We start from the raw sequence: 18,088 nt of genomic DNA, 5'->3' as shown, positions 1-18,088 counted from the left end.
AAGGTATAAAAATATTTATTTAAATACCTTTATTGCATATTGATATCACCCAAACAGCTAACCTGCGAAATCCTTGGCGGTGGCGGGACCTTTTCGCTGCAAATGCTATCCAAGCGCTGTCGACCCATCACACCAACAAGGAAGACAAAAGATGAATAGCGCTCCGACCCTCGATGCAAACGAATTGATCAAGTGGCTGACGGCATTGCGCCGCGCAGTCAAAGCAGGAAATTAAATGCACTGTGGGAGCAGGCTTGCCCCGCGATGCGATATGACTGGCAGATCGCATCGCGGGGCAAGCCCGCTCCCACTGGGGTGAATCAGAACGCCGGCAGTACCGCGCCGCTGTACTTCTTCTCGATGAAGGTCTTCACCTCAGGGCTGGTCAGGGCTTTGGCCAGCTTCTGGATGGCGTCGCTGTCCTTGTTGTCCGGACGGGCCACCAGGAAGTTCACGTATGGCGAATCGGCGCCTTCGATCACCAGGGCGTCCTTGGCTGGATTCAGACCGGCTTCCAGGGCGTAGTTGGTGTTGATCAGGTCCAGGTCGACCTGATCCAGCACACGCGGCAGCATGGCCGATTCAAGCTCGCGGAATTTCAGCTTTTTCGGGTTCTCGGCGATGTCTTTTGGGGTCGCCAGGGCGTTCTTCGGGTCCTTCAGGGTGATCAGGCCAGCCTTCTGCAGCAGCAACAGGGCACGACCGCTGTTGCTGCCTTCGTTAGGAATGGCAACGGTCGCGCCTTCCTTCAGTTCACTCAGGCTCTTGACCTTCTTCGAGTAACCGCCAAAAGGTTCAACGTGCACGCCGATCACGGTTTCCAGGTGGGTGCCTTTGCCTTCGTTGAAGTTCTTCAGGTACGGCAGGGTCTGGAAGTAGTTGGCGTCCAGGCGCTTCTGGTCAACCTGCACGTTAGGCTGCACGTAGTCGGTGAATACCTTGATCTCCAGGTCCACACCTTGCTTGGCCAGGGTTGGCTTGATCAGCTCGAGGATTTCCGCGTGCGGTACCGGAGTAGCGGCAACCACCAGTTTCTCGCCCGCCTGGGCCAAACCTGCAACCGACAGAGCGGCCGCCAGAGCAGTCAACAACAGAGCCTTTTTCATGCGCAGTCCTTATTCGAATACACGGCCATCGGGCGACGGCGAAGGTGGGGGTTGCCAGCACTTTGCTAGCTGGCTTGAAGCGGACAATACCTAGATTTTTTATACCAGAACAATATCTTTTATTTTGCTGCTTATGCCATTTTGAACGGACGCATCCATGCGCCCTGCGCATTGGCTCAGGCGTGTGGTTGCGCCAGGCGCAACATGGTCTTTTCCAGCAGTTGTTGCAACGCGCTGCGCTCATCTGGTTCGCCAAGGCTCAACAACTGCTCCAGCTGGCCAGCCAGAGCCTTCAACGGGGTTGGCAGGCTCAGATGCTGAGGGAGAATTTCGTCACCACTGCTGACCAGCAGGGCGAAGTGAATGACGTTCTCAAGCTCGCGCGTGTTGCCCGGCCAGCCATGCAATTCCAACACCCGCTGCGCCGCCTCGCTGATCAATGGCACCGGCAGGTTCAGGCGCGGGCTGTAGATACCGACAAAATACTCGGCCAGCGGCAGGATATCGCCAACCCGTTCGCGCAAGGCAGGCAGCTCCAGCTGGCCTTCGCGCAGGTAGTGATAGAGGCGGTCATGGAACTTGCCGGCACTGACCGCTTCGGCAAGATCAATGCTCGACGCGGCAACCAGACGCACATCCACCGGATTCGGTTGCTGGGCACCGACACGGGTGACTTCACGGTTCTCCAGGGCCGAAAGCAGCTTGGTCTGGATTGGCAGCGGCAAGTCGGCGATTTCATCCAGGTACAGGGTGCCGCCATTGGCCGAACCGAACCAGCCGGCCCGGCTACTGGCGGCACCGCTGTGGGCGCCGGCGCTGTAGCCGAACAGCTCGGCGTCGGCATAGGTCGGGCTGATTGCCGCGCAGTTGACCGAAACAAACAACCCGCCACGGTCACTGGCACGGTGAATCTGCCTTGCCAGCAGTTCCTTGCCGGTGCCGGTCTCGCCGCGGATCAACACCGGCAGGGCCAAGGGCGCGAGCAGCTCCAGTTCCTCGCGCAGTTGTCGCGAGCGCGGGTCGACAAATACCAGCGCCTTGGCGCGGATACTCAGCGGGCTCTTGTCCAGTTCGGGAAAGGTCAGCAACGGTTGGCCGAAGGTGTCGTGATTACTCATGGCAAACTCCCGCCCTGAGCGCTTTACACCCGGGCGTTCGAATCAAGGCAAAGGGTCAGCGCCTGAACCTCAGGCGCGGCGTAGGGCGTGCTGCTCCAGGCGGTTCTGCAGGCGATACAGGTAGGCAAAACCCTGTTCCCAGCGACGGTGCCCGGACTTGACGTTAATGTGCCCGGCACCGGCGAGAAAGCCCACCTCAGCGCCCCAGGCACGGGCCAGTTGCATGGCCCGAGGCGCACTCACGGCCGGGTCGTTGTCGGAACTGACCACCTGGCTTGGAAAGGGCAACAGCAGTTGCGCAATCGGTGCGAAGTTACGCAGCGCCGGAGCACAAGTCGGACGCTCGACGTCCGCCGGCGCCACCAGCAAAGCGCCACGAACCCGGCGCAGCAGAGTCGCGCTGGCTTGCGCCGCCCAATGGGCAACGGTGATGCAACCCAGGCTGTGAGCGATCAGGATCACGGGCGATTCATCGGCGGCCACGGCGTGTTCGAGGGCAGCCACCCAATCCTGGCGCTGCGGAGTCAACCAGTCGGCCTGTTCGACCCGGGCGCTGTTGGGCAGCACCTGCTGCCAATGGGTTTGCCAATGATCATCTGGCGAACCTTGCCAGCCCGGCACAATCAGGTAACGGATCGACTCGTTGCGCATGGGGACGCCTCCTGCTGCGTTTGCGTGCATGAGGTCAAGTATAGGGAGATGGTTATATTCGTAAAGGAATAAGAAGCTATTTATTAATAACCAAATAACAAGACGGCTTGACCTCATCGCGGGGCAAGCCCGCTCCTACCGAGCAAAAAAAGGGACCGCCCCCTGCCGAAGGACGGTCCCTGAAGCATTGCCTGAGCGTTGTTGCTCAGCGAGCGGTAATCACCGACAACTTGGTAATACCCGCACGTTCGATCGAGGCCATGGCCCGCGCCACTTCCCCATAATTCACGCCATCGTCCGCCTGAAGTTGGACGCGCAGTTCCGGGTCCTTGGCCTTGGCCGCCTGCAGGTTGGTTTCCAGCAAATCAGGCTGGATCTCATCCTTGTTGATAAACAGCTTGCCGCCACCGTCGATGCTGACAACCAGCGGGTCTTTCTGCTCCACCGGGGCCACGGCCTCGGTCTTGGGCAGGTTGATCGGGATGGCATTGGTCAAGAGCGGCGCGGTGACGATGAACACCACCAGCAGCACCAGCATCACATCCACCAGCGGCGTTACGTTGATCTCACTGAGTACTTCGTCACTGTCCTGGGTCGAGAAGGCCATATCAGGAGGCCTCCTTCACTTTCTGGGTGTTCTGGCCGGTGCCGGCCTTGTGGGCGGCAGGGTGCACCAGCACGCGGAATGCGCTCTTCTGCGCGAGGCTGTAGAAGTCGTGAGCAAAGTCATCGAGGTCGGCGGCGGTCAGCTTCAGGCGGCGCAGGAAGTAGTTGTAGACCAACACTGCCGGCACTGCGACGGCAATCCCCACACCGGTGGCGACCAGCGCTGCGCCGATCGGCCCGGCCACGGTTTCCAGGCTGGCCGAACCTGCGGCGCTGATGCCCTTGAGCGCTTCCATGATGCCCCAGACAGTGCCGAACAGGCCGATAAAGGGCGAGGTGCTGCCAATGCTGGCCACCACCGCCAGCCCCGTTTCCAGCGAGCGGCGCTCACGGACGATCTGCTGGCGCAAGGCGCGTTCGAGACGGTCCTGATGGTTGATCGCCTGGCTAAGGTCGCTGGCCTGTTGGCCCGGCTCACCGACGGCAATGGCAGCGTAACCGGCCTGGGCAACACGGGCCGCAGCGCCGGGTTGCGCATGGCTGAGTTCGGCAGCGGAATCCAGGCTTGAAGCGGCCCAGAACTGTTTGTGGAAGCGTTTGTCCTGGTTCTTCAGGCGGACGAACTGCACGCCCTTGACCAGGGCCAGGCCCCAGGTGACGACGGAGAAGCCCACCAGCAGCCAGATCACCGCGCTTTCGATGGATTCGAGGGGGGATGCCAATACAGTCATGATCAATACTCTCTTCTATTAGCGCGAATTAGCGGATCTTGAAGTCGATGGGTACGCTGACCCAGCCGTTCTGGGCCACATCGCCCTGCTTGGCCGGGACGAAGCTCCAGCGCTTGACCGCAGCCAGGGCGGCGTCGTCGAGTTGCTGGCGGCCACTGCTTTTCTGGATCTGGATGTCACCCGGCTTGCCGCTGGCCAGCACTTGCACCCGCAGCACCACCGTGCCTTCCCAACCGCGACGTTGAGCCAGCGATGGATATTCCGGCGCCGGGTTCTTCAGGTACGCGGCGTTGGCCGACGCCGGCGTCACCGGTGCTGGCGCCGGGGGTGCGGCAGGCGCTGGCGGTTGCGGCGCTGCCGGCGGTTGCTCGACGGCCTTGGGTTCAGGCTTGAGTACCGGCTTGGGCACAGGTTTCGGCTTGGGCTTGGGCGCCGGCTTAGGTGCAGGCTTGGCGGCCAGTTCATCGACCACCGGTGGCGGCGGCTCAACCACCGCCGGAGGTGGTGGTGGCGGCTCCACAGCGGGAGGCGCCGGTTGCGAAAACTCAATGGTCATTGGTGGGATTTCCGGCGGTACCACTGGCAACACCGGGGTCGGCGCCTGGCTGACCCAGTACGCCACCGCACCGTGCAAGGCCAGGGCAAACACCCCGAGCAGAATCTTCTCCCGACGGCTCAGCGCGCTTTTCGGCGTGCTTTGCAGGCGCAACTGCGCCAGCGGCAACCGCAGCGGGCGACCGAGGTCGACCAGCTCGCCGCTCGGCGTCTGGCGCCAAAGCACATCGTGAGCACTGGCGGCGGTCTGGACATTACCCATTGATCAACTCCTGGGACGTGGGTGCGGTTCATCGAAGGCAGGTCAATTGCCTTCGCTGGGATGAATCATCAACGTGCACTGCTTATGTCTTAAAGTAATTTTTAAAGTTATGAATATAACTAGAACACATATAAAAACTGACCGAACCGCTCTAGGCCGCAGCCTTCAAGGGCTGGCGCCAAACGCCAGAAACGCCATGCTTGCAGGGCATGAAAAGTATTCGGCAAAGGCATGGCAAAACGCTGTTTCAGAACTCGTAGCGGCCGGTTACACCCAAGGTCCGCGGCGTGCCCAGCAGCCCCTCATAGCCGCCGTTGGCCGCGCTCCAGAGGGTGGTGTAGTAGGTCTTGTCGAAGGCGTTCTTCAGCCACAGCGAGACATCCCACTGGCCTTGGCCAAGGTCGCCACGCAGGCCGGTGGAGAGGTTGACCACGGCGTAGCTGGGGATCTGCGCGAAGTCCGAGTCTTCGACCGTACCGACCGCCTTGGAGCGCAACGCGTAGCTGGCGGTGACATAAGGCTGCAGACCGTTGTCCAGGTCCCACTGGTACTGGCCGTTGGCGTTGGCGATCCATTTCGACGCACCGACCACCTGATGGCCGCTCAGGTCGCAAGCTGCGGGGGCACCCGGCTGCAGGGCGACTTCCGGCGCGCAAGGGGCATCTTTGTAAGACAGGTACCGAACGTCGTTGTAGGAGCCATTGAGGTTAAGGGTCAGGCCACGCACCGGGATCAGCGTGCTTTCCAGCTCCACCCCGCGTGAACGCACGGAGCCGGCGTTAGTCAGGTACTGCACGCGGTTGGCATCGTCGTAGGCGTTGGTCTGGTAGCCGTGTACTTCGGTCCAGAACAGATTGGCATTGAGCTGCAAGCGGCGGTCCCAGAGGGTGCTTTTCAAACCCAGCTCGGCGTTGTTGGCGCGCTCGGTGCCGATCAGCAGCGAGTCGGCACCGGCTACCGGCGCGGTGCCCACGGCCAGGTTGACGCCACCGGACTTCTCGCCGTGAGACAAGGTGGCGTAGCCGAGCAGGTCATCGGTGAAGCGATAACTCAGGTTGAGCAAACCTGAAGGGCTGGTGCTGTACTGGTTGAGATCGCCCGAATCATAAGCGCCAACCCGGCCCTGGCGGGCAGCGGCCGCGGCGCCGGCCACGCTCGCACCACCCACAGGGGCGGCGCGATCGACCCAGGCGCTTTTCTCCTCATAGGTGCCACGTACCCCGGCAGTGAAGTCCAGGCGCTCGGTAAGGTGCCAGGTGCCCTGGGCAAACAAGGCGAAGCTATCGGTCTTGATATGGCCCTTGCCGACGCTGCTGACGTTGGCCAGTGCGCCGTCTGGAGTGCCGTTCCAGACATCCGCCTGGGGCCCGTACTGAACGAAGGATTTGTTATCCAGGTCGGAGCCGAAGTAATAGGCACCCAGCACATAGTCGAAGAAGCCACCGGTGGGCGAGGCCAGGCGAAACTCCTGCGAGTATTGCTTATCGCGCACCGAAACACCGGCGTTGTAGGCCGCCGGCACATTGAGGCCGTCATCGTTGCGCGGGGTGAAGTCCCACCAGCGGTAAGAACTTACCGAGGTCAGGGTAAAGTCGTTGTCCAGGGTCCAGTTGGCCTCCAGTGAAGTGCCGCCCTGGAACACTGTGACCTGCTGATCGTCGTCGAGGTTGACCTTGCGCTTGCTGCCGTCGACCAGCGTCGCCCCGGCCGCCCGGGCCCGTGCTTCATAGCGATTGAAGCCATTGATGGTCGGCCCGGTGCTGTACAGCACGCGGGTGCCGGCGCTGGAGTCCTCTTCGTTGTAGTCGCCGATCCAGCGCAGGTTGAACTGCTCGCTGGGCTTGTACAGCAGTTGCCCGCGAAAGCCCTGGCGCGAACCGCCGTTGAGGGTGTGGCCGTCGAACTCATTCTTGATGTCGCCGTCATTGCGCGTGCGGTAAGCCGAAATGCGCCCGGCCAGGGTTTCGCTCAAGGGGCCGGACAGCGTGCCCTTGGTCTGGAAGTAACCGTCCTCGCCCACCGAGGTTTCGATACTGCGCTCGGGGGTGAAGCTGGGCGCGCGGGTGCTGATGTTGATCACCCCGGCAGTGGTGTTCTTGCCGAACAGCGTGCCTTGCGGGCCGCGCAGCACTTCCAGCTGCTCGATGTCCATGAGGTCGAACACGGCCATGCCCGGGCGGCCGAGGTAGACGTTGTCCAGGTACAGGCCGACGCTGCCTTCCAGGCCATCACTGGCCGGGTTGTTGCCCAGGCCGCGAATCGACACGCTGGACTGGCGCGCATGCATGTAGGCGACGTTGACGCTGGGCACCAGTTGCTGCAGGTCCTGGATGCGATACACCCGCTGGCTTTCCAGGGCCTGGCCATCGAGCACGCTGATCGGTGTCGGCACGTCCTGGGCGCTCTCTTCGCGGCGCCGGGCAGTGACGGTAACGGTCTTGAGCTGACTGTCGCTGGCCTTGACCTCAGGCGCTACCGATTCTGCGGCCTGGGCCGGCAACCAATGGGCGCTGCCGGCCAGCAGCAAGGCCAGGGGCAGGCGCTGGAGCCGCCGTGAAGACAAGGGTGCAGCGCGAAGGGACAGGCTCATGGGCGGCTCCTGGCAAAGGAATTTATATTCCTTTCAGTTATTTATTTATGATTCAACATACATTTACTGCATAAGAGATTGCCTTTATAAGGAGTGCACCAGCGGCAGAGCAAATGCATTTGCCCGATACTTTTTATGTGAAAAATGCATATAGACCTGCGCCAACTTCGCCACCTGATTGCCCTTGCCGAACACCGCAGCTTTGTTGCCGCGGCAACGTCGGTGAGCCTGTCGCAATCGGCCTTCAGCCGCAGCATCCAGGCCCTGGAGCACAGCGCTGGCTGCCAGTTGGTGGACCGCTCGCACAAGGAACTGCCGCCCACCAAGCAGGGCCTGGTGGTGCTCGAACACGCGCGGCGGCTGGTCAGCGGCGCACGCCAGCTGAGCAACGAGATCAGCCAGTTCAATGGCCTGGAGGCGGGCGAGTTGCGCTTTGGCTGCGGCCCGGCGCCCGCTGCAGGCCTGGTGCCACGGGCGATTGGCGGCTTCATTGGCCGCTATCCCAAGGCGCGGGTGCAGTTTCATGTCGATGACTGGCAGAGCCTGAACAAACGCCTGCTGGCCGAGGAGTTCGAGTTCTTCGTCGCCGATACCCGCCATTTCGAGGCCGACCCGCAGTACCAGACCCTGCGCCTGCGCCCGCGGCGCTGGCACTTCTGTTGCCGTTTCGGGCACCCGCTGGCAGCGCTGCCCAGCGTTAGCGCCGAGCAACTGTTGCACTATCCATTGGCCGTCACCCTGCGCCCGCCCAACCTGCGCAAGGTCATCGCCGATCTCAGCGGCCGACCGGATTTCGTCGCCAACGTCGAATGCGAAAACAGCTACAGCCTGCTCGGCGTGGTGCTCAACTCCGATGCCATCGGCATCTGTGGCGCTTACAGCGACGCCCTGCACAACGCCAACGGCAAGTTGGTGCGGCTGAGCATCGACGGCCTGGGTGACGACTGTGAAGAGCTTTACACCCGCTACGGCATCGTCAGCCAGGCGCGCCTGCGCCTGTCACCGCTGGCCGAGGCGATGATCGAGCAGATCATCCTCACCGATCAGGCCGACCGCGCCCTTGACGCCTGCAACCTGGAGCACCTGGCGATCTGAGCCATTGCGCAAAACGCATCAAAGGCATTCAGAAAATGCGCTTGTGATGCGCGCCGTGGGCGGCGAAAACAGACAGCTGAAATTCGCTCAGGTGACTGCCATGCCCCACTCCACTACCGTGCGCAACGTGCTGTACATCATGTGCGACCAACTGCGTCGCGATTACCTGTCGTGCTATGGCCACCGCCACCTGCACACGCCGAACATCGACCGCCTGGCCGCCGCCGGGGTGCGCTTCAGTCGCGCCTATACCCAGGGCACCATCTGTGGCCCCTCGCGGATGTCGGCCTACACCGGCCGCTACGTCAGCAGCCACCAAGTGGCCTGGAACGGCGTGCCACTGCCGCTGGACGAGTTGACGCTGGGTGATTACCTGCGCCCAGCCGGGATCCGCACCGCACTGGTGGGCAAGACCCACGCCACGCCGAACCAGGAAGCCCTGCAACAACTGGCCATCGACCCGCTCGGGAGCACAGCCGAACAACTCAACGAGGCAGGTTTCGAGCCGGTCGCCCGCCACGACGGCATCTTCCCCGACGATCCACTGTTCGCCGACAAACGCGAAAGCGCGCCCTACACCCGCTACCTGCGCGATCACGGCTTTGCCGACGACAACCCCTGGCACAGCTGGGCCAATGCTGCCCAGGGCGATGACGGCGGCATCCTCAGCGGCTGGCACATGCGCAATGCCGACCTGCCCACGCGCCTGCCCGAACAACACTCAGAGACTGTCTACACCACCGACCGCGCCATCGATTTCATCCAGGCCCAGGGCGAACAGCCCTGGTGCCTGCACCTGTCGTACATCAAGCCGCACTGGCCCTATATCGCTCCGGCCCCCTACCACGCGCTGTACAACGCCAGCCAGGTGCAGCCGGCGATACCCGCTGCGCAAGACAACGATCACCCGGTGTATGCCGCGTTCCGCCAGCACCAGGAGAGCCAGAACTTCTCTCGCGAAGCGGTGCGACGCAAAGTGATCCCCACCTACATGGGCCTGATCAAACAGATCGACGATCAGCTCGGGCGCCTGTTCGATGTGCTGCAAAGCAATGGACGCTGGGATGACACACTGATCGTCTTCACCAGCGATCATGGCGATTTTCTTGGCGACCATGGCCTGGGTGAAAAGGAGTTTCTGCTCGAGCCTGCGGTGGGTATACCGCTGATCGTGCGTGATCCGCGGGCCGCCGCCGATGTCAGCCGCGGCACACTGGATGAGCGCTTGGTGGAAACCATCGATGCACTGCCGACCTTTCTCGACGCCCTGGGGCTGCCAGGTGCAGAGCATCGGCTGGAGGGGCGCTCGTTGATTCCTCTGCTGCATGGCACGGCCAGCGCCTGGCGCGGCTACGCCATCGCCGAATACGACTACGCCTTCCAGGCACCGGCCCGTGAACGGTTGGGCCAACCGATCGACCGTTGCCGGATGACCATGGTGCGCAGCGAGCGCTGGAAGTACATCGCCTATGACGGTTTTCGCGCGCAGTTGTTCGACCTGCTCAATGACCCGCAGGAATTGCACGATCTGGGCGCGGACCCGGCCTTTGCCGGCGTGCGGGAGACGCACCAGGGTTATCTGTTCGAATGGCTGAGGGGCTTGAAACGGCGGACCACCATCAGCCATGCCGAGATCGAGCGGCGTGGGCAGTGGTTTCGCTATGGCGAGCCGCGGGAGGACAGTGTGGTGAAGATTGGGGTGTGGTGAAGCCATCGCGGGTCAAGCCCGCTCCCACAGATCAACTTGTGGGAGCGGGCTTGACCCGCGATGAGGCCCTTAGATGTTGGCCACTTTCTGCCAGACCTTGGGCTTGAAGAACAAGGTCTCGCCCCGCGCCAGCCCGCTCAGACTGTCGTGGTCCTTGACCACCTCAGCCTCGATCAGCTCGCTCTGCCCTTCGACCTTCAAGGTCACCCGGGTAGTCGCTCCCAGCGGACGGATGTCGCGCACTTGGGCTGGGTGGTGGCCCTCGATCTCATGACGCGACAACGACACTTCATGGGGACGGAACAGCACGTGCTGGCCTTCGCTCAGGTGCAGGCGGTTGGAGTCGCCGAGGAAGTGATAGACGAAATCGCTGGCCGGGTTCTCGTAAACCTCGCCTGGCGAGCCGATCTGCTCGATCACGCCCTTGTTCATCACCACGATACGGTCGGCGACTTCCATGGCCTCTTCCTGGTCGTGGGTGACGAACACCGAAGTCAGGTTGATGTCTTCGTGCAACCGCGCCAGCCAGCGGCGCAGCTCTTTACGCACCTTGGCATCCAGTGCACCGAACGGCTCGTCGAGCAACAGCACCTTGGGTTCCACCGCCAGGGCGCGGGCCAAGGCGATACGCTGGCGCTGGCCGCCCGACAGCTGTTCGGGGTAGCGGTCGCTGAGCCAGTCGAGCTGGACCATGTTCAGCAGCTCGTGAACCTTCTCGGCAATCTTGCTCTCGCTCGGACGCTCGCCCTTGGGCTTCATGCGCAGGCCGAAGGCGACGTTGTCGAACACGCTCATGTGGCGGAACAGCGCGTAGTGCTGGAACACGAAACCGACGTTGCGATCACGCACGTCGTGGCCGGAGACGTCTTCGCCGTGGAACACGATACTGCCCTGATCCGGCGTTTCCAGGCCGGCGATGATCCGCAGCAGGGTGGTCTTGCCGCAGCCGGACGGGCCCAGCAGGGCCACCAGCTCACCGCTGTGGATATCCAGGTTGATGCTGTCCAGGGCCTGGAAAGCGTTGAAGCGCTTGCTGACGTTACGAACTTCGATCGACATGAATTATTCCTCCGCCGCGTTATGGCGCAGACGGTTAATACGGGACTCGCTCCACTGCTTGAGCAGCAGGATGAAGAGCGCCAGGATCAGCAGCAGGCTGGCGACGCTGAAGGCCGCAACGTGGTTGTACTCGTTGTAGAGGATCTCGACGTGCAAGGGCAAGGTGTTGGTCACCCCGCGAATATGCCCGGACACCACCGACACCGCACCGAACTCACCCATCGCCCGCGCGGTACACAACACCACACCGTAGATCAGGCCCCATTTGATGTTGGGCAGGGTTACGTGCCAGAACATCTGCCAGCCGTTGGCACCGAGCAGGCGCGCAGCCTCCTCTTCCTGGGTGCCCTGCTCCTGCATCAGCGGGATCAGCTCACGGGCGACGAACGGCACGGTGACGAAGATGGTCGCCAGGACAATGCCCGGCAAGGCGAAGACGATCTGGATGTCGTGATCCTGCAGCCACGGCCCGAACAGGCCCTGGGCGCCGAACATCAGCACGTAGACCAGGCCGGCGATCACCGGCGATACCGAGAACGGCAGGTCGATAAGGGTGACCAGGATGCTCTTGCCGCGGAAGTTGTACTTGCTCACGCACCAGGCGGCGCTGAGCCCGAACACCAGGTTCAGCGGCACCGAAATGGCCACGGCAATCAGGGTCAGCTTCAGGGCCGACAGGGCGTCGGGCTCGAAGATCGCCTCGAAGAAAGTCCCCAGGCCCATTTTCAGGCCCTGGGACACCACGATCACCAGCGGCAGCAGCAGGAACAGGGCGAAAATCAACCAGCCTAGGCTGATCAGGATACGCCGTGACGTGGCACTGCCCCGGCGGGCGGCATTGGCCGAAGCGGCCGCGCCAATAGAAGTCGCAGACATGGACGTGGCCTCCTTCAAGGGGTTTCGATGCGCCGCTGCAGCAGATTGATCAGCAGCAACAGGATGAAGGAAACCACCAGCATCAATACGCCGATGGCGGTGGCGCCGGTGTAGTCGTACTGGTCGAGCTTGACCATGATCAGCAGCGGCAGGATCTCGGTCTTCATCGGCATGTTGCCGGCGATGAAGATCACCGAGCCGTACTCGCCAACGCCACGGGCAAAGGCCAGGGCGAAGCCGGTCAGCCACGCCGGCAACAGCGCCGGCGCGAGCACGTAGCGAAATACCTGCAGCGGCTTGGCACCCAGGCAGGCGGCGGCCTCTTCGACTTCACGGGGAATGTCGGCGAGTACCGGCTGCACCGTGCGCACCACGAACGGCAAGGTGACGAAGGTCAGCGCCAGGGTGATGCCCAACGGGGTATAGGCGATCTTGAATCCCAGGTCGGTGGCGAACTGCCCGACCAGGCCGGCCGGCGCATACAGCGCGGTCAGGGCAATGCCGGCGACCGCCGTGGGCAGGGCGAACGGCAGGTCGATCATCGCATCGATGACTTTGCGCCCGGGGAAGCTGTAGCGCACCAGCACCCAGGCCAGCAGGGTACCGATGATGCCGTTGATGATGGCGGCGCACAGGGCCGTGCCGAAGCTCAGCTTGAGCGCCGCAAGCACTCGCGGCGCGCTGACGATGGCCCAGAACTGCTCCCAGGTGAGCTGGGCGGCATGTATGAACATGGCGGCCAGCGGTATCAGCACAATCAGGCTGAGGTACACCAAGGTGTAGCCCAGCGTCAGCCCGAAGCCGGGTATGACGGGGGAAATACGACGTGACATAAAGGTCCCTGGTTGAACGCACGAAGCCCGGAACGAATCCCGGGCCCATGCTGGCTACTGAACGGCGATCATCCTCACAGGCAATGCATCACTGCGCCGTGTAGATCTGGTCGAACACGCCACCATCGTTGAAGAACTTGGGTTGGGCAGTCTTCCAGCCACCGAAGTCTTTGTCGATAGTCACCAGATCCAGTTTCGGGAACTGCTTGGCGTATTCGGCGGCGACTTTCGGATCACGCGGGCGGTAGAAGTTTTCGGCGGCAATCTTCTGTCCGGCCGGGCTGTACAGGTGCTTGAGGTATTCCTCGGCGATCTGCTCGTTACCCTTTTTCTCGGCGTTCTTGTCGACCACGGCCACCGGCGGCTCGGCGAGGATCGACAGCGACGGCACGACGATGTCGAACTTATCGCTGCCACCGTCTTCCTTGAGAGCCAGGAAGGCTTCGTTTTCCCAGGCCAGCAAGACGTCACCCTGACCGTTGTTGACAAAGGTGATGGTCGAGCCACGGGCGCCGGTATCCAGTACCGGCACGTGCTTGAACAGCTCTTTTACGTATTCCTGGGCCTTGGCTTCACTGCCACCGGCTTTGAGGCCATAGGCCCAGGCGGCGAGGAAGTTCCAGCGGGCGCCGCCGGAGGTTTTCGGGTTCGGGGTGATGACCGAGACGTCTTTGTTGATCAGGTCGCCCCAGTCCTTGATGCCTTTGGGGTTGCCCTTGCGCACCAGGAACACGATGGTCGAGGTGTAGGGGGTGCTGGCGTCCGGCAGGCGGGTCTGCCAGTTGTCCGGCAGGGTTTTGCCCAGCTTGGCCACTTCATCGATATCACCGGCCAGGGCCAGGGTTACCACGTCGGCGCGCAGACCATCGATCACCGCGCGAGCCTGCTTGCCCGACCCACCGTGGGACTGCTGGATCTTCACCTTGTCGTCCGGGTGAGCCTGCTGCCAGTGCTTGATGAACTCGGCGTTGTACTGCTGATACAACTCACGGGTCGGGTCATAGGATACGTTCAGCAGTTCGTAGTCCTTCGCGATAGCGGAACCGGCAAAAACGGCGCTGGCGAGGGTGGCCAGGGCATAACGGCGGATGGACATGGTGAAGCTCCCGATTGGCGTATTTTTCTAATTAGGTGGCGCGTTCATCGCGGGGCAAGCCCGCTCCCACAGTCGGTCAGCTGGGCTTGTTGCCGGGGTTTTGCAGGCGGAACTTTTCCTTGCGTTCGATCTGGACGACCTGGGCGTTGTGCACGGTGATTTCCACCGCACCAAACCGCAGGTCGCGCAGGGCGCTCTGGATTTCGCGCAGAATGGTGGCTTCGTCCTGACCGTCAACGCTACGCAGAGATGCGCTCATGCTCGTGCTCCTGTGAAATGGGTGCCGTGCAGTGCGTGAAGGGGAGCGACTGCGCCTGGCTTGAGGGCAATCTTAGGGGGGCACGAATATTCTTAAAAATACTATTTAAGAATTTTTATATAACCAAAATATTGTATGGAGCCTATCGCGGGACAAGCCCGCTCCTACGCCCGCGATAGAGCCTTCAGGCCCGGCGCAATTGCTGCGCCGGCGCCGGCCGACCGAACCAGTAGCCCTGGCCCAGCTGGCATTGCTGCTCGAGCAGAAAGCGCGCCTGCTCGGCCTGTTCGATACCCTCGGCATGCACCAGCATGCCCATGCTCCGGGCCAGGGCAATGATGACCCGCACGATCGCCACATCGTCGTCATCACACGGCAAGCCGGCAACAAATCCCTGATCGATCTTGAGCTTCTGCACCGGCAGGCGCTTGAGCCGCAACAACGACGAGTAGCCGGTGCCAAAATCATCGATGGCCAGGCGCAAACCCAGCTCACGCAGCCGATGCAGTTGCTCAAGGGCCACCTCGGGGTCTTCCATCACCGCGCTTTCGGTCACTTCCAGCTCCAGCAAGGCTGGCTCCAGCGCCGTATCGTGAAGCACCTGGGCAACCTGCTGATAAAGGTCGCGATGGCCAAACAGGCGGCTGGAAATATTCACCGCGACGAACTCCAGCCGCCGCCCCTCGGCCTGCCACTGCACCATCTGTAAGCACGCCTGGCGCAGTACCCAGGTGTCGATATCGGCAATCAGCCCGGTGCGCTCGGCAATCGGGATGAACTCCCCTGGCGGCACCAGCCCGCGCTGCGGATGCTGCCAGCGCACCAGCGCCTCGACACCGATCATCTTGCCACTGCTCAGGTCGTGCACCGGCTGGTAGTAGACCCGCAGCTCTTCCTGCTCCAACGCCCGACGCAATTCCCCGGCGGTCTCCACCCGCTGCTGGGCATGGGCCGTCAGCTCTTCGGTGTACAACGCGTAACCGGCGCGGCCACAGGTTTTAGCCTTGAACAGCGCAGAGTCGGCATTGCGCAACAATTGTTCGGCGCTCAGGGCATCGCTGGGAAACAGGCTGATACCAATGCTGACACTGATGAACAGGCGCTGGCTGTCGAGTTCGAACGGCTCTTTCATACAGTCGATGATGCTCTGCGCCAAGGCTGCGGCCTGGCCCACCTGCGGGCAGTTCTCGGCGAGCACGGCAAATTCGTCGCCGCCCAGCCGCGCCAGTGTCACTGCATTGTCCAGCAACGACCGCAAGCGCTCGCCGACGACCTTGAGCAACTGGTCACCGATGTTATGGCCAAGGCTATCGTTGATGCTCTGGAAATGGTCCAGGTCGAGCAGCAACAGGGCGCAGCCGCGCTTGTTGGCCTGGGCCGCAGCCAGTGCCTGCTGGGTGCGGTCATTGAACAGCAGCCGGTTGGGCAGGTCGGTCAGCGGGTCGTGGTGGGCCAGGTAGGCCAGCTCGCGCTCGGAATGCTTGATCGCGCTGATGTCGCTGAACACCGCGACATAATGGCTCAGCTCGCCGCTGTCATCGCGGATGGCGCAAATCGTCTGCCATTGCGGGTACACCTCGCCGCTTTTGCGCCGGTTCCAGATCTCACCGCTCCATTCGCCCTTTTGCGCCAGGGTGGCGTAAATCTGCTGGTAGAACGGCGCCCCATGGCGACCGGACTTGAACTTGCTCGGGCGCTGGCCGAGCACTTCGTCCTTGTCGTAGCCAGTGATCTGCATGAATGCCCGGTTCACGTGCACGATCAGGCCATCGCGGTCCGTCACCAACACCCCTTCCAGGGTACTGTCGAACACCGCTGCGGCCATGCGCAGGCGCTCGCGGTCTTCGCGGCGCAAGCGCACGCCGACACCGATGAAGTTGAGCAGCCGCGCGCGCGAAACAAAGATCAGCAAGGCGCTGCACAACACCCAGAAATGCGCGCTGATCAGCTGCCAACGGGCGATCTGCTCGGCAGCATCGAAAAGACTGTTCAGTAATTGATCAGACAGAGCCAGCCACAGTACCGACAACACGAGGTAGAGCGCCGCCATGCGCATGGCGTCTCGAATGGAAGCAGACATAAGGTCCCGGGCAAACCCACAAAAATTTCTGGGGATTATAGGGTAGAAACATCCACTAACCTCCTATCTAAAAGGCCGACTGGTTTTATTTGCTGGCGCAGGGATAATGCTTCCCGCTGTTTCCTATGTTTTTGAGGGCCATATCGCCTATGTGGTACGAAGGTTTGCTCAACTTGTCCGTGTGGCAGTTGCTGGCAGTTACCCTGGTAATGACGCATGTGACCATCGTCAGTGTCACCGTCTACCTGCACCGTTATTCCGCCCACCGCTCGCTGGAACTCAACGCCGGGCTCAAGCACTTTTTCCGTTTCTGGCTGTGGCTGACCACGGCGCAGAACACCCAGGAATGGACCGCCATTCATCGCAAGCACCATGCCAAATGCGAAACCGTCGATGACCCGCACAGCCCGGTGATCAAAGGCCTGTCCACGGTGCTGCGCAAGGGCGCCGAGCTGTACCGCGAAGAGGCACAGAACCCGGAAACCCTGCGTATCTACGGCAAGAACTGCCCGCAAGACTGGATCGAGCGCAACCTCTACAGCCGCTACAAGCTCGGCGGCATCGCCCTGATGGCGGTGATCGACCTGCTGCTGTTCGGCACCGCCGGTATCACCATCTGGGCGGTGCAGATGATGTGGATTCCGTTCTGGGCGGCCGGCGTGGTCAACGGCCTGGGCCATGCCGTCGGCTATCGCAACTTCGAATGCCGCGACGCCGCCACCAACCTTGTGCCCTGGGGCATCATCATTGGCGGTGAAGAGCTGCACAACAACCACCACACCTACCCCAACTCGGCCAAGCTGTCGGTCAAGCGCTGGGAGTTCGACATGGGCTGGGCCTGGATCAAGCTGTTCTGCTGGTTGCGCCTGGCCAAGGTGCAACGCGTCGCACCGATCGCCCACCGGATCGAAGGCAAAGGCCAGCTGGACATGGACACCGCCATGGCTATCCTCAACAACCGCTTCCAGATCATGGCCCAGTACCGCAAGCTGGTGATCGCACCTTTGGTCAAGCAGGAGCTGGCGCGGGTGGACGATTCGGTGCGCCACCAGTTCCGCCGCGCCAAGCGCTTGCTTTCGCGGGAAACCAGCCTGCTCGAAGACCGCCATCACCTGCGCATCCAGACCATGCTCGAGCACAGCCAGGCACTCAAGACCATCTACGAGAAGCGCCTGGCCCTGCAACAGATCTGGGCGCGCACCAGCGCCAATGGCCACGACATGCTCGCCGCCATGAAAGACTGGGTGCACGAAGCAGAAGCCAGCGGCATCCAGTCGCTGCGCGATTTTGCCGCCCAGCTCAAGACCTACTCGCTACGGCCTGCCCTGGCCTGATGCCGTTGATCGGCGCGCCTGCCTCCCGGCGCGCCGACCGGAACTTACCCGCCTAATCTCACTCTGACAGGCATATCGCCCGCGTGGCGGGCCGGGTCGTGGCCGCACGCCCCCGTCGTGAGAATTTCC

16 protein-coding genes are annotated in these 18,088 nt (G+C 62.1%); 3 read left to right on the top strand and 13 right to left on the bottom strand.

Annotated features, from left to right (window positions below):
- Window positions 1–320: 320 nt before the first annotated feature.
- The 7 genes from EXN22_RS02470 to EXN22_RS02440 all read right to left on the bottom strand — a co-directional run bounded on the left by EXN22_RS02470 (window position 321) and on the right by EXN22_RS02440 (window position 7,619).
- Complete coding sequence (locus EXN22_RS02470) at window positions 321–1,106, bottom strand: MetQ/NlpA family ABC transporter substrate-binding protein (RefSeq protein WP_130262303.1); 786 nt, start codon at window positions 1,104–1,106, stop codon at window positions 321–323.
- Between the two features lie 176 nt (window positions 1,107–1,282).
- The gene (locus EXN22_RS02465; RefSeq protein ID WP_130262301.1) at window positions 1,283–2,224 is read right to left on the bottom strand and encodes a sigma 54-interacting transcriptional regulator; all 942 of its coding nucleotides are present in this window, start codon (window positions 2,222–2,224) and stop codon (window positions 1,283–1,285) included.
- 69 nt (window positions 2,225–2,293) lie between these two features.
- Window positions 2,294–2,875: an alpha/beta hydrolase gene (locus EXN22_RS02460; protein WP_130262299.1), complete on the bottom strand. Its 582-nt coding sequence runs from the start codon at window positions 2,873–2,875 to the stop codon at window positions 2,294–2,296.
- A 205-nt stretch (window positions 2,876–3,080) separates the two neighbouring features.
- Window positions 3,081–3,482 (bottom strand): ExbD/TolR family protein, encoded by a 402-nt coding sequence (locus tag EXN22_RS02455; RefSeq protein ID WP_045201768.1) that lies wholly within the window; start codon window positions 3,480–3,482, stop codon window positions 3,081–3,083.
- Window position 3,483: 1 nt separating this feature from the next.
- Window positions 3,484–4,212 carry a MotA/TolQ/ExbB proton channel family protein gene (locus tag EXN22_RS02450; protein WP_130262297.1) on the bottom strand — a complete coding sequence of 243 codons (729 nt, stop codon included), beginning with the start codon at window positions 4,210–4,212 and terminating at the stop codon, window positions 3,484–3,486.
- Window positions 4,213–4,240: 28 nt separating this feature from the next.
- Complete coding sequence (locus EXN22_RS02445) at window positions 4,241–5,029, bottom strand: energy transducer TonB (protein WP_130262295.1); 789 nt, start codon at window positions 5,027–5,029, stop codon at window positions 4,241–4,243.
- A 247-nt stretch (window positions 5,030–5,276) separates the two neighbouring features.
- Complete coding sequence (locus EXN22_RS02440) at window positions 5,277–7,619, bottom strand: TonB-dependent receptor (protein WP_130262293.1); 2,343 nt, start codon at window positions 7,617–7,619, stop codon at window positions 5,277–5,279.
- A 144-nt stretch (window positions 7,620–7,763) separates the two neighbouring features.
- Here EXN22_RS02440 and EXN22_RS02435 point away from each other — a divergent pair, with 144 nt between their 5' ends.
- Window positions 7,764–8,714 (top strand): LysR family transcriptional regulator, encoded by a 951-nt coding sequence (locus tag EXN22_RS02435; RefSeq protein ID WP_130262292.1) that lies wholly within the window; start codon window positions 7,764–7,766, stop codon window positions 8,712–8,714.
- Between the two features lie 100 nt (window positions 8,715–8,814).
- Window positions 8,815–10,422, top strand: coding sequence for an alkaline phosphatase family protein (locus EXN22_RS02430; RefSeq protein WP_130262291.1), 1,608 nt, complete (start codon window positions 8,815–8,817; stop codon window positions 10,420–10,422).
- Between the two features lie 69 nt (window positions 10,423–10,491).
- On the opposite strand, the gene EXN22_RS02425 is transcribed toward EXN22_RS02430, so the two are convergent.
- The 6 genes from EXN22_RS02425 to dibA form a co-directional block, all read right to left on the bottom strand.
- Window positions 10,492–11,481: a sulfate/molybdate ABC transporter ATP-binding protein gene (locus EXN22_RS02425; protein ID WP_130262290.1), complete on the bottom strand. Its 990-nt coding sequence runs from the start codon at window positions 11,479–11,481 to the stop codon at window positions 10,492–10,494.
- A 3-nt stretch (window positions 11,482–11,484) separates the two neighbouring features.
- Window positions 11,485–12,357, bottom strand: coding sequence for a sulfate ABC transporter permease subunit CysW (gene cysW, locus EXN22_RS02420; protein ID WP_130262289.1), 873 nt, complete (start codon window positions 12,355–12,357; stop codon window positions 11,485–11,487).
- A 14-nt stretch (window positions 12,358–12,371) separates the two neighbouring features.
- Window positions 12,372–13,190 carry a sulfate ABC transporter permease subunit CysT gene (gene cysT / locus EXN22_RS02415; RefSeq protein WP_130262288.1) on the bottom strand — a complete coding sequence of 273 codons (819 nt, stop codon included), beginning with the start codon at window positions 13,188–13,190 and terminating at the stop codon, window positions 12,372–12,374.
- An 88-nt stretch (window positions 13,191–13,278) separates the two neighbouring features.
- Window positions 13,279–14,286 (bottom strand): sulfate ABC transporter substrate-binding protein, encoded by a 1,008-nt coding sequence (locus EXN22_RS02410; protein ID WP_130262287.1) that lies wholly within the window; start codon window positions 14,284–14,286, stop codon window positions 13,279–13,281.
- Window positions 14,287–14,362: 76 nt separating this feature from the next.
- Entirely contained in the window at window positions 14,363–14,545 is a 183-nt protein-coding gene (gene oscA / locus EXN22_RS02405) for a sulfur starvation response protein OscA (RefSeq protein ID WP_007941032.1), read from the bottom strand.
- A 184-nt stretch (window positions 14,546–14,729) separates the two neighbouring features.
- Window positions 14,730–16,625: a phosphodiesterase DibA gene (dibA, locus tag EXN22_RS02400; RefSeq protein ID WP_130262286.1), complete on the bottom strand. Its 1,896-nt coding sequence runs from the start codon at window positions 16,623–16,625 to the stop codon at window positions 14,730–14,732.
- Between the two features lie 149 nt (window positions 16,626–16,774).
- Between dibA and desA the strand changes: the two genes are divergently transcribed.
- Window positions 16,775–17,959, top strand: a complete 1,185-nt coding sequence (gene desA / locus EXN22_RS02395; protein ID WP_130262285.1) for a delta-9 fatty acid desaturase DesA — start codon at window positions 16,775–16,777, stop codon at window positions 17,957–17,959.
- Window positions 17,960–18,088: the final 129 nt, after the last annotated feature.

This window comes from Pseudomonas tructae, from assembly GCF_004214895.1.
GTDB classification, from domain to species: Bacteria; Pseudomonadota; Gammaproteobacteria; order Pseudomonadales; family Pseudomonadaceae; genus Aquipseudomonas; species Aquipseudomonas tructae.
Note: the sequence above shows the minus strand (reverse complement) of the source record. Positions and strands in the feature narration are given on the sequence as shown.

Coding starts and splice junctions, on each gene's coding strand:
- EXN22_RS02430 (WP_130262291.1), top strand. CDS start 8,815: ATGCCCCACTCCACTACCGTGCGCAACGTGCTGTACATCATGTGCGAC.
- EXN22_RS02450 (WP_130262297.1), bottom strand. CDS start 4,212: ATGACTGTATTGGCATCCCCCCTCGAATCCATCGAAAGCGCGGTGATC.
- cysW (WP_130262289.1), bottom strand. CDS start 12,357: ATGTCTGCGACTTCTATTGGCGCGGCCGCTTCGGCCAATGCCGCCCGC.
- EXN22_RS02410 (WP_130262287.1), bottom strand. CDS start 14,286: ATGTCCATCCGCCGTTATGCCCTGGCCACCCTCGCCAGCGCCGTTTTT.
- EXN22_RS02465 (WP_130262301.1), bottom strand. CDS start 2,224: ATGAGTAATCACGACACCTTCGGCCAACCGTTGCTGACCTTTCCCGAA.
- oscA (WP_007941032.1), bottom strand. CDS start 14,545: ATGAGCGCATCTCTGCGTAGCGTTGACGGTCAGGACGAAGCCACCATT.
- EXN22_RS02445 (WP_130262295.1), bottom strand. CDS start 5,029: ATGGGTAATGTCCAGACCGCCGCCAGTGCTCACGATGTGCTTTGGCGC.
- EXN22_RS02440 (WP_130262293.1), bottom strand. CDS start 7,619: ATGAGCCTGTCCCTTCGCGCTGCACCCTTGTCTTCACGGCGGCTCCAG.
- EXN22_RS02455 (WP_045201768.1), bottom strand. CDS start 3,482: ATGGCCTTCTCGACCCAGGACAGTGACGAAGTACTCAGTGAGATCAAC.
- EXN22_RS02470 (WP_130262303.1), bottom strand. CDS start 1,106: ATGAAAAAGGCTCTGTTGTTGACTGCTCTGGCGGCCGCTCTGTCGGTT.
- dibA (WP_130262286.1), bottom strand. CDS start 16,625: ATGTCTGCTTCCATTCGAGACGCCATGCGCATGGCGGCGCTCTACCTC.
- desA (WP_130262285.1), top strand. CDS start 16,775: ATGTGGTACGAAGGTTTGCTCAACTTGTCCGTGTGGCAGTTGCTGGCA.
- EXN22_RS02425 (WP_130262290.1), bottom strand. CDS start 11,481: ATGTCGATCGAAGTTCGTAACGTCAGCAAGCGCTTCAACGCTTTCCAG.
- EXN22_RS02460 (WP_130262299.1), bottom strand. CDS start 2,875: ATGCGCAACGAGTCGATCCGTTACCTGATTGTGCCGGGCTGGCAAGGT.
- EXN22_RS02435 (WP_130262292.1), top strand. CDS start 7,764: ATGCATATAGACCTGCGCCAACTTCGCCACCTGATTGCCCTTGCCGAA.
- cysT (WP_130262288.1), bottom strand. CDS start 13,190: ATGTCACGTCGTATTTCCCCCGTCATACCCGGCTTCGGGCTGACGCTG.